A 15,300-nucleotide genomic window follows, 5' to 3' on the forward strand; every position below is an offset into this window, starting at 1 on the left:
CAGCACAATCCCTGTGGGAGCGGGCTTGCCCGCGATGGCCGTTACGCGGTCTCAAGCCTTGGCATTACGCTCAATCGAAAAACCAGCCCAAGTCTGGCTCACCGGCATCAATTCCAGGCTATTGATGTTGATGTGCGCCGGCGCATTGAGCACCCAGAAAATGGTCTCGGCGATGTCCTGCGGCTGGATCGGCTCGGCACCGGCGTAGGTCGCGTTGTAACGCTCCTGGTCACCGGCAAAACGCACCAGCGAAAACTCGCTTTCGCACAGGCCCGGCTCGATGTTGCTGACCCGCACGCCAGTGCCCTGCAGGTCGCAGCGCAGGTTCAAAGAGAACTGTTTGACGAACGCCTTGCTCGCGCCATACACGTGGCTGCCCGGGTACGGGTAGTTGCCGGCGATAGAACCAAGGTTGACGATACCGGCACCGCGACCATGGGCGATCAGGCGTGGCAGCAGCAGGCGAGTGCTGTACATCAGGCCTTTGATGTTGGTGTCGACCATGGTGTCCCAATCGTCGAGGTCGCACTTGGGCGCCGGATCAACACCCAGCGCCAGGCCGGCGTTGTTGATCAGCCCGCGCAGCTTGGCAAAGGATGGCGGCAGGTTGGCAATCGCCTCCTCCATCGCCTTGCGATCACGCACGTCGAGCACCAGGCCATGCACTTCGGTCTGCTTCGACAACTCGGCGCACAGGGCATTGAGGCGCTCTTCACGACGACCTGTCAGCACCAGCTTCCAACCCGCCTCGGCAAAACGACGGGCACAGGCTTCACCAAAACCGGAGGTCGCGCCGGTAATAAACAGGGTGTTGGACATCGTGTTCTCCTTGCTTCGGCTGATCGGCAGCCATTGGAATAGAAAATCAGCTGGCAGCATGCCCGCCCCGGCTTCTACGGGCAACCTTCGTATTGTTGTATAAAAAACAACCAATCATGGCTACGCCGTGTCCGCCGTGGCTTGTAGCCATGTACGCGCACCTTATCCACAGGCCGGTCCACAGTTTCCGGGGGCAAGTCGAAAAGCTGTAGGCCGCTATCCACAAGGCTTTGCGGGCAATTTGGAAATTTTTTTGCTTGACCCTGAACGGTCTGCTGTGTAGCCCCATGGCAATTTGCACGATCGGCGTTAAAACCGACGATGGCGCCAAGCCAGTAACTACGGCCCTCAGCCGAGTCTTTCCAGAGTTTAACCACAGACTTATCCACAGGCTCGCGACTCTCTTTTCAAGCCTTTTAAGCCGCCAACAAAAAGGTTGACAAAGCCGAGTCAGACTCCAGTAAAAACGCCTGATCAAAAAACAACCATATCGCTACAAGCCACGGAATCAAAGGCTTTCAGACAGCTACTCCCACGTTATTCACAGCCAGCTCCACAGCAAACGGGGACAAGTCAAAACCGTGACAAAACAACTATTTGCAGCGGCTTTATGTCGCGCTTTGAGAGCTTGTGAATATTGTTTTCCACAATTTCCCTTTACCCCTTTTCCAATTCCCGTGTAGGCGCTGTCGAGTGAAACGAGGCTGCGATCTTTTGATCTTTTTTTAAACGCAAAATCAAAAGATCGCAGCCTCGTTTCACTCGACAGCTCCTACAAACGGGCATAAAAAAACGCCCTGAGTTCGTCAGGGCGTTTTTGCGGCTTTACGGTTAGTGCCCGCCGAGATAAGCGTTACGCACCTCCTCGTTCACCAGCAGCTCCTTGCCGGTGCCCGTGATGCGGATCTCGCCGTTGACCATCACGTACGCCCGGTCCGACAGCTTGAGTGCATGGTTGGCGTTCTGCTCGACCAGGAAGATGGTCATGCCGGTTTTGGCCAGCTCGCGCAAGGTCGCGAAGATCTGTTTCACCACGATGGGCGCCAACCCGAGGCTCGGTTCATCGAGCAACAACAGCTTGGGCCGACTCATCAACGCACGGGCGATGGCGAGCATTTGCTGCTCGCCGCCAGACATAGTCATTGCCCGCTGGTTGCGCCGCTCTTCAAGACGCGGAAACAACTTGAACATGCGCTGCATGTCTTCCTTGGCGTACTTGTCGCCAATCGGGATGGTGCCCATCAGCAGGTTTTCCTCGACAGTCATGTCGGGGAACACGCGCCGGCCTTCAGGCGATTGAGCGATGCCGTTGGACGCGATGTAGTGGGACGATTTGTGCGTGATGTCCACACCCTGATAGATGATCTGCCCGTCAGCCGCCCGTGGCTGGCCGAAGATCGACATCAGCAGGGTCGATTTACCGGCACCGTTGGAGCCGATCAGGCTGACGGTTTCACCTTCATTGATGTGCAGCGAGACATTCTTCAGGGCCTGGATCGGCCCGTAGAACACGTCGAGGTCCTTGAGTTCGAGGATCGGCTGACTCATAACACCACTTCCTCTTCATCAGCGCCCAGGTAGGCCGCAATCACTTTCGGATCGTTACGAATCGCATCAGGCCCGCCCTCGGCGATGACGATGCCGTGGTCCAGCACCACGATGTGGTCGGAAATGCTCATTACCATGCCCATGTCGTGTTCGATCAGCACCACGGTCAGATCGTGTTCGTCGCGCAGCAGACGGATCATCGCGCTCAGCGCTTCGGTTTCCTGAGGGTTGAGACCGGCGGCCGGTTCGTCCAGGCAGATGATCTGCGGCCGGGTGCACATGGCCCGGGCGATTTCCAGGCGGCGTTGTTGACCGTAGGACAGTTCACCGGCCAGACGGTTGGCGCAATCCACCAGGTCGACCACTTCCAGCCAGTAGAAGGCATGGTCCAGCGCATCGCTTTCGGCCTTGCGATAGCCCTTGGTGTTGAGGATGCCGGCCAGCATGTTGCGGTTGACCCACATGTGTTGGGCCACCAGCAGGTTTTCCAGCACCGACATTTCCTTGAACAGGCGAATGTTCTGGAAGGTACGCGCCAGACCGGCGCGGTTGACCAGGTGGGTGCCGCCGAACATTTTGTAGAACAGGCGGGTGGCGAAGGATTTCGGCGAAACGAAATCGATCGGCTTGAACGACTCGCCCAGCAACTGGATGACGTTGGTCTGTTCTCCACGCACATTGAGTTCGATCTTGCCGCCGGAGGCCTTGTAGAACCCCGTCAGGCAGTTGAACACCGTGGTCTTGCCGGCCCCGTTGGGGCCGATCAGGGCAAAGATCGAGTTGCGGTGGACTTTCAGGCTGACATCACTCAACGCCTTGATGCCGCCGAAGTGCATCATCAGCTTCTCGACCGAGAGTACGACTTCGCTCATGGCGCTACTCCTTTACGCGGGGTCACACCGGTACGGCTGATCCGAATCAGGCCGCGCGGTCGCCAGATCATCATCAACACCATCAGGACACCGAACAGCAACACGCGATATTCCGCGAAGCCACGCAGCAGTTCCGGGGCGACGGTCAGCACGAATGCCGCAATCACCACGCCAATGGTCGAACCCATGCCGCCGAGTACCACGATGGCGAGGATCAGGGCGGATTCGAAGAAGGTGAACGAGGTCGGGTTGACGAAGCCTTGATAGGTGGCGAAGAACACACCAGCCAGACCCGCGGTCGATGCACCAATGGTGAACGCCGAGAGCTTGACCAGTACGTGGTTCAGTCCCATGGAGCGGCAGGCGATTTCATCTTCGCGCAAGGCTTCCCAGGCGCGGCCGACCGGCATGCGGGTCAAGCGATGCTTGATGTACAGCACGGCCAGCACGACCAGGAACAACACCGTATAGATGAAGTAATACTTCACGTCAGGGTTGTAGGCGATACCGAAGAACTCATGAAACGGTATGCCACCATCCTTCGCCCGTTTGCCGAACTCAAGGCCGAAGAATGTCGGCAGCGGTGCCGGCATGCCGTTCGGACCGCCGGTCAGGGACAGCCAGTTGTTGAGGATCAGCCGGATGATTTCACCGAAGCCCAGGGTCACGATCGCCAGGTAGTCACCGTGCAGTCGCAGCACCGGGAAGCCGAGGATGCAGCCAGCCAGCCCCGCCGTGATCGCCGCCAGTGGCAGCACCGTCCAGAATCCCAGGCCCAGGTATTGATAACCGAGCGCCAGACCGTAGGCACCGATGGCATAGAACGCCACGTAACCGAGGTCGAGCAGACCGGCCAGGCCGACCACGATGTTCAGCCCCAGGCCGAGCAATACGTAGATCAACCCGAGGATAACCACGCCCAGCAGGTAGGAGTTGGAGAAAAACGGGAACACCACGGCGATCACAATCACCAGTGGCACGATCCAGCGCAAACGGGATTTGTAATCAGGTGGCAGTACATGAACCCCGGAGCCGGTGGTTTCAAAGCCTTCAAGGATTCTCAGGCCCTTGGGCGTTTGCAGGAACAGGCTCAGGGCAAAGCGGCCCGCCATGACGATGGCGACAATCCACGCCACACGCTTGGGTTCCAGGTTGAAGCCGTAGCCATCGAGGACCACGCCGACAATCGGACCGAACACAATGAGCGCTACAAGGCCGGCAAGAATCGCGTCAACCAGGCTTCTTTTGATATCAATGGTTTTTTTAGTGGTTGAAGACATCGCTTACACCTTCGACACAAGAGGACGGCCGAGCAGGCCTTGAGGCCGAAAGACCAGAACGAGAACGAGCAGCGAGAAGCTGAACACGTCTTTGTAGTCCGAGTTCACCAGGCCCGAGAACAGCGACTCGGAAATCCCGAGGATGATCCCGCCGAGCATCGCGCCAGGCAGCGAGCCGATTCCGCCGAGTACCGCAGCCGTAAACGCCTTGATCCCGATGACGAAGCCTGCGTAGAAGTCGAACGTGCCGTAGTTCATGGTGATCAGTACGCCGGCCAGGGCCGCCATCGCTGCACCGATGATGAACACGTAGGAAATCACGCGATCGGTGTTGATCCCCAGGATCGAGGCCATCTTGCGGTCTTGTTGGGTCGCGCGGCACATGCGGCCGAGCTTGGTGTACTTGATGACATAGGTCAGCAGGCCCATACCGACGAACGCGGCGACCAGAATGAAGATCTTGGTGTAGGTGAGCTGGACGAAGCCGGTCCCGACTTCAACTCGCCATGCACCGGTCAACAGTGTTGGCACGCCTTGTTGGCGGGCGCCCTGGGCGATCTGTGCATAGTTTTGCAGGATCAGGGATATACCGATGGCGCTGATCAGCGGTGCCAGTCGTGTGGAGTTACGTAGCGGTTTATAGGCGACACGCTCGATGACCCAGCCATACACCGCCGTGACGACGATGGTGAAGACCAGTGTGCCGAGCATCAGCAGAGGGAAGGATTCAATACCGAAGTATGCCAGCAGAGCCAGACTGATCGCCGCGAGGTACGCAGAAATCATGTAAACCTCGCCATGGGCGAAGTTGATCATGCCGATGATGCCATAGACCATTGTGTAGCCGATGGCGATCAGGCCATAGACCGACCCGAGGGTCAGGCCGTTGACCAGTTGCTGCAGGAAAATACCATCCATAACGCAATCTCACGCATTTGAGAGACTGCACAGAAGCGGGTTGCAACGGACCGGGGTTCAGCCGCCGAAGCAACACGATTGTGTGCAGCTCTACGAGAAAAGACAGGTACTGCACGGACATGTTCTTTGATTGCCCGGCGCACCAGGCGCCGGGCAATCAGCTCATATCACTTCTGTTTTTCCAGCTGGTGGTATTTGCCGTCCTTGTCCCACTGGTAAACCACGTAGTCGGAGACTTTCAGGTCGCCCTTGCTGTCCCAGGTCTTCTCGCCCATCACGGTTTTGACCGGGTGTGCTTTCAGCCATTTGGCAGCGTCTTCACCCTTGTTGGATTTGGCACCATTGAAAGCTGCAGCGAGGGTCTGGACCGAAGCGTAGGCATACAGGGTGTAGCCTTCAGGCTCGGTGCCTTTTTTGCGGAACTCGTCCACCACTGTCTTGCTGTCTGGCAGCAGGCGAGGGTCGGCGCCGAAGGTCATCAGTACGCCGTCGACGTATTGCGGGCCGCCAGCAGTGGTCACCAGTTCATCGGTCACGATGCCGTCGTCGGACATGAATTTCACGTCCTTGAGGCCTTCGGTACGCAGCTGTTTAACCAGTGGACCGGCTTCTGGGTGCAAGCCGCCGAAGTAGACCACGTCGGCACCGGCCGCACGGATCTTGGTGACCACGGCGCTGAAGTCTTTCTCGCCACGGGTCAGGCCTTCATACAGCACCGGCGTCACGCCGCGCTTGACCAGTTGAGCCTTGGTGGCGTCTGCCAGGCCTTGGCCGTAGGTGTCCTTGTCGTGCAGTACGGCAACTTTCTTGCCCTTGAGCACGTCGACGATGTAGTCGCCGGCGACGATGCCTTGCTGGTCGTCACGCCCGCACATACGGAACATGGCGCTCAGGCCGCGTTCGGTCACTTGTGGGTTGGTAGAGCCTGGGGTGATTGCGATGATGCCCGCTTCGTCGTAGATCTCGGAGGCCGGGATGGTCGACGAGGAGCAGAAGTGACCGACCACGCCGGCGACTTTCTGGTTGGTCAGGTCCTTGGCGACCGTCACAGCCTGTTTCGGTTCGCAGGCGTCATCGCCCTTCACCAGTACGATTTTTTCCCCGTTGACGCCGCCCGCCGCGTTCACTGCGTCGGCTGCAGCCTGTGCACCCTTCATGTACTGCTCGCCAAATGCCGCGTTGGCACCTGTCATCGGACCCGCCACACCGATTTTCACATCAGCCTGTGCAAACGCAGAAACACCCAAAGCAGTTGCCACTGCGAGGGCCAGAAAGCCTTTCTTGTAAAACGTCTGGGACATGAGGTGGTGCTCCAAGGTTTTTTTTTAGTTGGCACTGCGACTTCACTGAATGCTCAGAGCAAGGGCCGTGCCATCGGTTTTTTATTCTGAGAAAAGTCGCTGCTTTATTGTTTTTTCGACTGTTTCGATCCCATTTTCATTGGGCGTGCAACCGTCTAAACCGCGGAAGGTGAAACCTTTTATTTTTAACGGCGCAACCCGCGCGCGCCATCATTGCAACCGCGGCGCCAAACGACGTGCAACCAGCCTGTAACAACGTGCGTCACCGAAGTGCACACTGCTGGTGCGGTACTGCTACAACCCGCACCTTTTACAGGCTAGTCGCTGCGCGAAAAAGCGCCGCTTCAAGCAACAAATTTCAACAATCAAATAACGATCCGCAAGCACTGGCCTGCGTGATACAGCGAAAACCCGGCCTCGTACAAACAGCTGCGCAACCCCACCCCCGCCAACGGCTGCATGGGAGCGAAGGGAATCGGTAGCGCCTGCGGATTTCCGTTACACAGATAGTCGGCAAATGCCTTGCCGACCACCGTCCCCGTCGTCACACCCCGGCCGTTATAGCCAGTGACTGCCACTAAACCGGGCGCCGGCTCGAACAAACGCATCAAGTGGTCAGGGGTAAACGCAATGCAACCGGTCCACGTGCACTCCCACTCCACAGGTTTGAGGTACGGAAAGTAGTGCTGCTGAACCCGGTCGGCCCAGGCCTTGAGAAACCAGGTCGGTTTCTGATTGCCATTGCCCAGGCTACCCAGCAGCAATCGCCCGTCCTTATCGCGACGGATACTGCTGAGGACCTGCCGAGTGTCCCAGGAACCCTGGCCGCCGGGCAAAATCTGCTGTGCCGCCTCTTCGGTCAGCGGGACAGAGGCCACTTGGTAGTAATAACCGGGGAAGAAATTACGTCGAAGTTCGGTCCAGTCGCCCTCGGTGTAGGCGTTGGAAGCGATGACCACTTGCTCGGCGAGCACCGAACCCTGAGCGGTTTGCACCGACCAGCGCTGGCCCTGACGTTCGAGCCGGGTGACCGCAGAATGATCGAACAGCTGACCGCCGAGACTGATGGCCGCTTTGGCCAGTCCAGTCGTATAGGCCATCGGGTTAATCGTGCCCGCACGCCGATCAAGCAGCGCCGCAGCAATCTTTTTGGTCCCCGTCGCTTGCTCACAGGCTTGCCCGGTCAGCAATTCGACCGGGGCGCCACGACGTTTCCATTGTTGTTCACGACTGCGCAGATCGGCTTCGCCACGGGCGTTATGCGCCATGTGCAGCGTGCCTTCACGGCGTAACTGGCAATCGATGTTGTATTTGTCGACCAGGCTGAACACCAGGGAGGGCGCCGCCCCCAGCATGCGGTTGAGCTGACTGCCGACCGCTTCGCCGAAGCCGGCTTCGATCTCGTCCGGTGGAATCCACATGCCGGCGTTGACCAGCCCGACATTGCGCCCCGAACCGCCATGACCGGCGCGATGGGCTTCCAGCACACACACTGTCTTGCCTTGTTCCAGCAGATGCACCGCCGCCGACAGACCGGTGAAACCGGCGCCGATGACGCAGACATCGACTTTAACTTCGCCTTTGAGCGCCGCATTGTCAGGCCTTTGCGGCGTCAGTTTTTCCCACAGACACTCTTCGCGTAACGGCATTGCCAGACTCCAACAGAAACCTAACCAACACACCATTCAAGTGTGGGAGCGAGCCTGCTCGCGATAGCGTCGGCACATTCAGCATCCATGTGACTGACAAACCGCTATCGCGAGCAAGCTCGCTCCCACAGGGATCACTGCTTCATTCGAGGTTTAGTCGAAGGTAATGCCCTGAGCCAACGGCAACTCCAGCGAGTAGTTCACGGTGTTGGTCTGGCGGCGCATGTAGCCGCGCCATGCATCGGAGCCCGACTCACGACCACCGCCGGTTTCTTTCTCGCCACCAAATGCGCCACCGATTTCCGCGCCGCTCGGGCCGATGTTGACGTTGGCGATGCCGCAGTCGCTGCCGACCGCCGACATGAACTGCTCGGCTTCACGCACGTCAGTGGTGAAGATGCACGAGGACAGGCCTTGCGGCACGGCGTTGTTCAGGCGCAGGGCTTCGTCGAAATCCTTGTAGCCGATCACGTACAGAATCGGTGCGAACGTTTCGTGGCAGACCACGTCGCTCTGTTCCGGCATTTCAACGATGGCCGGCGCGACGTAGTAAGCGTTCGGGAATTTATCTTCCAGTTGGCGTTTGCCGCCGAACACCCGGCCGCCTTCGCTCAAGGCCTGTTCCAGCGCGTCCTGCATGTTTTCGAAACTGTTTTTGTCGATCAGTGGGCCGATCAGATTGCCTTCCAGCGGATGGCCGATGCGTACTTTGGAGTACGCGGCTTTCAGGCGGGTGACGATTTCTTCCTTCACCGATTCGTGAGCGATCAGGCGACGCAGCGTGGTGCAGCGTTGACCGGCGGTGCCGACGGCGCTGAACAGAATGGCACGAACGGCCATGTCCAGATCCGCGCTTGGGCCGAGGATCATTGCGTTGTTGCCACCCAGCTCGAGGATGCTGCGGGCGAAACGTGCGGCGATTTTCGGCGCCACTTCACGGCCCATGCGGGTGCTGCCGGTGGCGCTGATCAACGCGACACGCGGATCATCGACCAAGGCTTCGCCGGCATCGCGACCACCAATGACCACTTGGCTCAAGTGTGGCGGAGCGTCGCTGAAATTCTTCAGTACGCGGTCGAACAATGCCTGGCAGGCCAGCGCGGTCAGCGGAGTTTTCTCGGACGGTTTCCAGATCACCGGGTTGCCGCACACCAGCGCCAGCGTGGTGTTCCAGGCCCAGACGGCGACCGGGAAGTTGAAGGCGCTGATCACACCGACGACGCCCAGCGGGTGCCAGGTTTCGCGCATGTGGTGGCCAGGACGCTCGGAGGCGATGGTCAAACCGTACAACTGACGGGACAGACCGACTGCGAAGTCGCAGATGTCGATCATTTCCTGAACTTCGCCCAGGCCTTCCTGAGTGATCTTGCCGGCTTCCCAGGACACTAGCTCGCCGAGGTCGGCCTTGTATTCACGCAGGATATCGCCCAGTTGACGCACCAGTTCGCCACGGCGCGGGGCCGGGACCTTGCGCCACAATTCGAACGCATGATCTGCACGACTGATGTGCTGCTCCACTTCGGCAGCGCCTTCCCAGTTCACGGCGGCGATCTGGCTGCCATCGATCGGCGAATGCACCGGCACTTTGCCGTTCTGGTACAGGGCCGGGTTCACACCAAGACGATCAAGCAATGCGGCAACCATGGGTCACTCCTCAAGCAAAAAACAGAAAACGTGCAGCCGTAATTTCACGACTGATCAGACTTGTAGTTTTAGCTCGCCCGAGGTTACCCAACAAACGACCTTTAAGAGAGATATCATTCCGTTTATTCATGCTTTGAATTTGCTGGTAGTAAAAGAAACAAGAAAAAGGACCGTCCATGCTGAATAAACGCTACCTGCCGTCGATCACTGCCCTCCAGTGTTTCGAGGCCGTCACCCGGCATTTGAGCTTCACCCGGGCCGCCGAAGAGCTGAACCTGACCCAAAGCGCTGTCAGCAAGCAGGTGGCGCAACTTGAAGAGCTGCTGCAGCACCTGCTGTTCCGCCGGGTCCGTCGACGCCTGCAAATGACGCCCGCCGGTGATTTGTACCTGGTGGAAGTGCGAAAAATCCTCACCCAGGTCGAGATGTCGACCCACTACCTGCGTTCCTACGGCGGCGAAACCGAAGTCTTGCGCGTCTCGACGCCGCCGACCTTCGGCGCGCGCTGGCTGGTGCCGCGCTTGAAAGGCTGGCGCCTGCGCCATCCCTCGATCCATCTGGACCTGTGCAGCGAACAGGAAGCCGACGACTTGCTGCAAGGTCGCAGCGACCTCGCGTTCTACTTCGGCCAGGGCTCACGCCCCGGCACCGAATGCCTGAAGCTCTTCGGCGAAGAACTGGTGCCGGTCTGCGCACCGGGCAGCATGCCGGACACTCCGTTCACCGATCCCACGCAGCTCACCGACCTGGTCCTGCTGCAAAACGCCTCTCGACCCCAGGCCTGGCACGACTGGTTCGACAGTCAGGGCTACCACACCGAACACAGCTACCACGGCCCGCGCTTCGAAACCTTTTACATGTGCATCCGCGCCGCGCAAGTCGGCTGCGGCGTGGCTCTGTTGCCGAGGTTTCTGGTGGAAGAGGAATTGGCCGACGGCAAACTGGTCATACCTTGGCAGCACGCAATGCCCAGCACGGACGCCTATTACCTGGCGTATCCGGAGCATTCGGCGGAAGTGCCCAAGGTTCGGGACTTTGTGAAGTGGATGCTGGAGCAGATAGACAGTCCTACAGCCAATGATTGAGCCGCTGTAGGAGCTGTCAGTGAAACGAGGCTGCGATCTTTTGACTTTGATTATTCAAAACAAGATCAAAAGATCGCAGCCTCGTTTCACTCGACAGCTCCTACAGGATCAACGCAGAAATCGCTGGCATTACCCATCGCCGATATGCGCCACTACCCCTATTCCATGTGGAGAACCCCCGTTATGAGCGAGAGCGTGTTTGGCGATCGCATCGTGCAGAACCTGCTCGACACCGACTTCTACAAACTGACGATGATGCAGGCCGTGCTGCACAACTACCCGAACGTAGACGTCGAATGGGAGTTCCGTTGCCGTAACAGTGAGGATTTGCGTCCCTACCTGGCAGAGATCCGGTTCCAGATCGAACGTCTGGCCGAGTTGAGCCTGAGCGCCGATCAATTGAGTTTCATGGAGCGAATCAGCTTCATGAAACCGGATTTTTTGCGCTTTCTCGGGCTGTTTCGCTTCAACCTGCGCTACGTCCACACCGGCATTGAAAACGGCGAGCTGTTCATCCGTCTACGCGGGCCGTGGTTGCATGTGATCCTGTTCGAAGTGCCGCTGCTGGCGATAGTCAGCGAAGTGCGCAACCGCTATCGCTACCCGCAAGTGACGATGGAACAGGTGCGCGAGCAGCTTTATCGCAAGTTCGACTGGCTGACTGCCAACGCCAGCAGTGACGAATTATCCGAACTTCAGGTCGCCGATTTCGGCACACGTCGGCGCTTTTCGTTCCGTGTGCAGGAAGAAGTGGTGAACGTGCTCAAGCACGACTTCCCCGGGCGTTTCGTTGGCACCAGCAACGTGCACCTGGCACGAGAGCTGGACATGAAGCCGCTGGGCACGATGGCCCACGAGTGGATCATGGCCCACCAGCAACTCGGGCCACGGCTGATCGACAGCCAGATCGCCGCCCTCGATTGCTGGGTGCGCGAGTACCGCGGCCTGTTGGGGATTGCCCTGACCGACTGCATCACCATGGATGCCTTCCTCAACGACTTCGACCTGTTCTTTGCCAAGCTCTTCGACGGCCTGCGCCATGACTCTGGGGATCCGGTGATCTGGGCAGAAAAGGCGATCGCCCACTATCAAAAGCTCGGCATAGACCCGATGAGCAAGACCCTGACGTTCTCCGACAGTCTGACGCTGCAAAAGTCGCTGGAAATATTTCGCGCGCTGCGTGGTCGGATCAATGTCAGCTTTGGTATCGGGACTAACCTGACGTGTGACATTCCGGGTGTTGAACCGATGAGCATCGTGCTTAAAATGGCCGCCTGCAACGATCAGCCCGTGGCCAAGATTTCCGATGAACCGGGCAAGACTCACTGCAAGGACCCGAATTTCGTCGCCTACTTGCGACATGTTTTCCAAGTACCTGCCGCCCCTTCCAGCGCATCCAGCCCATCTAGCAAGGAGTGAATTCATGCAAGCCGTACAGCGTGAGATTGCTGAGCAGCTCAAGGTTCAACCGCCGTTCGCCAACCATGCCGCCCTCGAGGCGGAAGTCGCCCGGCGGATCAGCTTCATTCAGGATTGCCTGGTCAGTTCCGGGCTCAAGACACTGGTGCTGGGCATCAGCGGCGGTGTCGATTCGCTGACCGCCGGCCTGCTGGCCCAGCGCGCCATGCGCGAATTACGCGAGAAAACCGGTGACAAGAGCTACAAATTCATCGCCGTACGCTTGCCGTACGAGACTCAGTTCGATGAACACGACGCTCAGGCTTCGGTGGACTTCATCGCCCCGGACGAACGTCACACGGTGAACATTGGCCCGGCGGTCAAATCCCTGGCCAACGAAGTCGCGGCATTTGAAGGCAAACACGCCGTCTCCGTGGACTTCGTGCTGGGCAACACCAAGGCGCGGATGCGTATGGTCGCTCAGTACACCATCGCCGGTGCGGCCCATGGACTGGTCATTGGCACCGACCACGCAGCAGAAGCCGTGATGGGGTTCTTCACCAAATTCGGTGACGGCGCCTGCGACCTCGCGCCGCTCAGTGGACTGGTGAAAAACCAGGTCCGTGCCATCGCCCGCCAATTCGGCGCCCCGGAGTCGCTGGTGGAAAAAGTCCCGACGGCCGATCTTGAAGATTTGTCGCCAGGCAAGCCGGATGAAGCGTCCCATGGCGTGACCTACGCCGAGATCGATGCGTTCTTGCACGGACAGCCAGTGCGTGAGGAAGCGTTCAAGATCATTTGTGACACGTACAAGAAGACTCATCACAAACGAGTGATGCCGTTCGCACCGTAAACGCCAAGCTCGTGTAGGACCGGTGTAGGAGCTGTCGAGTGAAACGAGGCTGCGATCTTTTGATCTTGATCTTTAAAAAAAAACAAGATCAAAAGATCGCAGCCTCGTTTCACTCGACAGCTCCTACAGGGATGAGCCAGCCATAAAAAAAGCGTCCCGAGGGGACGCTTTTTTTATGAGCTTGATTCGATTACTTCAGGGTGACAGTGCCTTTCATCATCGAGATGTGGCCTGGGAACGAGCAGAAGAAACCGTAGCTTTCCCCTGCGGCCAGTTTCGATACGTCAAAGGTCACCGAATCCGTCTCGCCGGCACCAATGACTTTGGTGTGGGCGATGATGCGCGCATCACCTTCTTTCAAGTAGTTCTTGTCGATACCGGCTGACAATCCGTCGGTAGCAATCGGTTGCATATCAGCTGTTTTACTCAGCACCCAGTTATGGCCCATGACGTTTTTCGGCAGGCTGCCGGAGTGCTTCAGGTCCACGGTGAACGTCTTGCAACTCTTGTCGATGCTGATTTCCTTGGTGTCATAGGACATCTGATCAGTCGAGTCGACAGTGACCTTGCATTCAGCAGCCATCAATTGACTGCTGGCCAGTGTCAGCAGGGATACCGCAACAAGTTTGGCAAACATGGTGAATCTCCAAGGCAGGGTTAACAGAAGTGCGAATGGACAGAAGACTGCCTGAAAACTTCGCAAGTTCCTATGACCTGAATCAAAAATTGTATACAACTTTCGGGCTATGACACCTATCGAAACAATCTACCAGCCAGACGTCTAGGTCGGCCCTATCATCAGGTCGTCATCACTCACCCGGAGCGCCTGTCATGTCCATCAACAGCTTTTTGTGCAGTTTGCTCGCCGCCTATGCCTGTGGCGCCAGCGGCACCTTTGAAACACCTGAACGCGAAGTTTAGCCCTTGGAACGCTGCTTGCCTGCCTTTACTCTGTGACCATCCTGACCATGGAGTAAGGCATGTCTTTAGCGTCCGTTTGTGTATTTTGCGGTGCCAGCACCGGCACCAACCCGGCTTATCGTGAAGCGGCTGTCGCCCTCGGGCAGGCATTGGCCGCGCGCAAGCTGACCTTGGTCTATGGCGGCGGCGCCGTCGGGCTGATGGGGATCGTCGCCGATGCTGCGCTGGCAGCCGGCGGTGAAGTCATCGGCATCATTCCGCAAAGTCTCAAGGACAAGGAAATCGGCCACAGCGGCCTGACCCGCCTTGAAGTGGTCGACGGCATGCATGCGCGCAAGGCGCGGATGGCCGAGCTCAGCGACGCGTTCATCGCCCTGCCCGGCGGCCTCGGCACCCTGGAAGAACTGTTCGAAGTCTGGACCTGGGGCCAACTCGGTTACCACGGCAAACCGCTCGGCCTGCTGGAAGTGAACGGTTTCTACAGCAAATTGACCGGTTTTCTTGATCATATCGTCGGCGAAGGCTTCGTTCGCGAAGCACACCGTGACATGCTGCAAGTGAGCGAATCGCCGCAAACCCTGCTCGACGCACTGGATGCCTGGCAACCCTCGGTACCGCCAAAATGGGCCGAGCAAAAACCCAGCTAACGGCTCGGTGCCGATACAGGGCAGAATATGCGCCGCTCAACCTCACCTTCGACCCCAGAGGATCGCCCATGGCTAAACCTAATTATTCCTTCGCCAAACGTCAGAGAGACTTGGCCAAGGAGCAGAAGAAAGAGGAAAAGCTTCAGCGCAAGAAAGCTACAGCTGAAGAAGAAGCAGCAGCACTGAACCCGGATGCCGAAGGCGAAGTGGCTACAGACGAAACTGAAGCACCGAAAGATCAGGCGCCCGACGCCTGAGACCCTCAGGGCCCGATGATCTGATCAGGCCCACCGGATCTGTGTCCAGGGTCAGCAGTCACTTTGCTGACCCTCACAGTCCCTTCTGAAATACCCCATCCCGAACTG

14 protein-coding genes are annotated in these 15,300 nt (G+C 58.2%); 5 read left to right on the plus strand and 9 right to left on the minus strand.

Translation table 11 applies throughout. The annotated features are described in order from the left end of the window. Positions 1-51: 51 nt before the first annotated feature. The 8 genes from BLQ41_RS01950 to amaB form a co-directional block, all read right to left on the minus strand. A complete protein-coding gene (locus BLQ41_RS01950; RefSeq protein ID WP_090176198.1) occupies positions 52-819 on the minus strand; it encodes an SDR family oxidoreductase in 768 nt (255 codons plus the stop codon). An 831-nt stretch (positions 820-1,650) separates the two neighbouring features. Continuing rightward, a complete protein-coding gene (locus tag BLQ41_RS01960) occupies positions 1,651-2,367 on the minus strand; it encodes an ABC transporter ATP-binding protein (RefSeq protein WP_090176200.1) in 717 nt (238 codons plus the stop codon). After that, positions 2,364-3,239: an ABC transporter ATP-binding protein gene (locus BLQ41_RS01965; RefSeq protein WP_090176201.1), complete on the minus strand. Its 876-nt coding sequence runs from the start codon at positions 3,237-3,239 to the stop codon at positions 2,364-2,366. The genes BLQ41_RS01960 and BLQ41_RS01965 overlap by 4 nt, the downstream gene beginning before the upstream one ends. Then, complete coding sequence (livM, locus tag BLQ41_RS01970; RefSeq protein WP_090176203.1) at positions 3,236-4,519, minus strand: high-affinity branched-chain amino acid ABC transporter permease LivM; 1,284 nt, start codon at positions 4,517-4,519, stop codon at positions 3,236-3,238. Before livM ends, BLQ41_RS01965 begins: the two co-directional genes overlap by 4 nt. A 3-nt stretch (positions 4,520-4,522) precedes the next feature. Beyond that, on the minus strand, positions 4,523-5,437 hold the full coding sequence (locus BLQ41_RS01975) for an ABC transporter permease subunit (protein WP_027921961.1): 915 nt from the start codon (positions 5,435-5,437) through the stop codon (positions 4,523-4,525). Positions 5,438-5,604: 167 nt separating this feature from the next. Beyond that, on the minus strand, positions 5,605-6,738 hold the full coding sequence (locus BLQ41_RS01980; RefSeq protein WP_090176204.1) for an ABC transporter substrate-binding protein: 1,134 nt from the start codon (positions 6,736-6,738) through the stop codon (positions 5,605-5,607). Positions 6,739-7,103: 365 nt separating this feature from the next. Next, positions 7,104-8,387: an L-pipecolate oxidase gene (gene amaA, locus BLQ41_RS01985; RefSeq protein WP_090176206.1), complete on the minus strand. Its 1,284-nt coding sequence runs from the start codon at positions 8,385-8,387 to the stop codon at positions 7,104-7,106. Positions 8,388-8,540: 153 nt separating this feature from the next. Then, on the minus strand, positions 8,541-10,031 hold the full coding sequence (amaB, locus tag BLQ41_RS01990; protein ID WP_090176208.1) for an L-piperidine-6-carboxylate dehydrogenase: 1,491 nt from the start codon (positions 10,029-10,031) through the stop codon (positions 8,541-8,543). A gap of 176 nt (positions 10,032-10,207) precedes the next feature. Here amaB and BLQ41_RS01995 point away from each other — a divergent pair, with 176 nt between their 5' ends. The 3 genes from BLQ41_RS01995 to nadE all read left to right on the plus strand — a co-directional run bounded on the left by BLQ41_RS01995 (position 10,208) and on the right by nadE (position 13,367). Further along, positions 10,208-11,116, plus strand: coding sequence for a LysR family transcriptional regulator (locus tag BLQ41_RS01995; RefSeq protein ID WP_090176209.1), 909 nt, complete (start codon positions 10,208-10,210; stop codon positions 11,114-11,116). Positions 11,117-11,299: 183 nt separating this feature from the next. Then, positions 11,300-12,535 (plus strand): nicotinate phosphoribosyltransferase, encoded by a 1,236-nt coding sequence (gene pncB, locus BLQ41_RS02000; protein WP_090176211.1) that lies wholly within the window; start codon positions 11,300-11,302, stop codon positions 12,533-12,535. A 4-nt stretch (positions 12,536-12,539) separates the two neighbouring features. Next, entirely contained in the window at positions 12,540-13,367 is an 828-nt protein-coding gene (gene nadE, locus BLQ41_RS02005; RefSeq protein WP_090176212.1) for an ammonia-dependent NAD(+) synthetase, read from the plus strand. A gap of 190 nt (positions 13,368-13,557) precedes the next feature. Here nadE and azu read toward each other — a convergent pair whose 3' ends face one another. Beyond that, complete coding sequence (gene azu / locus BLQ41_RS02010) at positions 13,558-14,004, minus strand: azurin (protein ID WP_090176215.1); 447 nt, start codon at positions 14,002-14,004, stop codon at positions 13,558-13,560. Between the two features lie 343 nt (positions 14,005-14,347). Here azu and BLQ41_RS02015 point away from each other — a divergent pair, with 343 nt between their 5' ends. Both BLQ41_RS02015 and BLQ41_RS02020 read left to right on the plus strand, forming a co-directional pair. Continuing rightward, entirely contained in the window at positions 14,348-14,935 is a 588-nt protein-coding gene (locus BLQ41_RS02015) for an LOG family protein (protein ID WP_090176217.1), read from the plus strand. A gap of 68 nt (positions 14,936-15,003) precedes the next feature. Next, positions 15,004-15,192, plus strand: coding sequence for a hypothetical protein (locus BLQ41_RS02020; protein ID WP_007947526.1), 189 nt, complete (start codon positions 15,004-15,006; stop codon positions 15,190-15,192). Positions 15,193-15,300 lie beyond the last annotated feature (108 nt).

Source organism: Pseudomonas arsenicoxydans (assembly GCF_900103875.1).
GTDB lineage: Bacteria > Pseudomonadota > Gammaproteobacteria > Pseudomonadales > Pseudomonadaceae > Aquipseudomonas > Aquipseudomonas arsenicoxydans.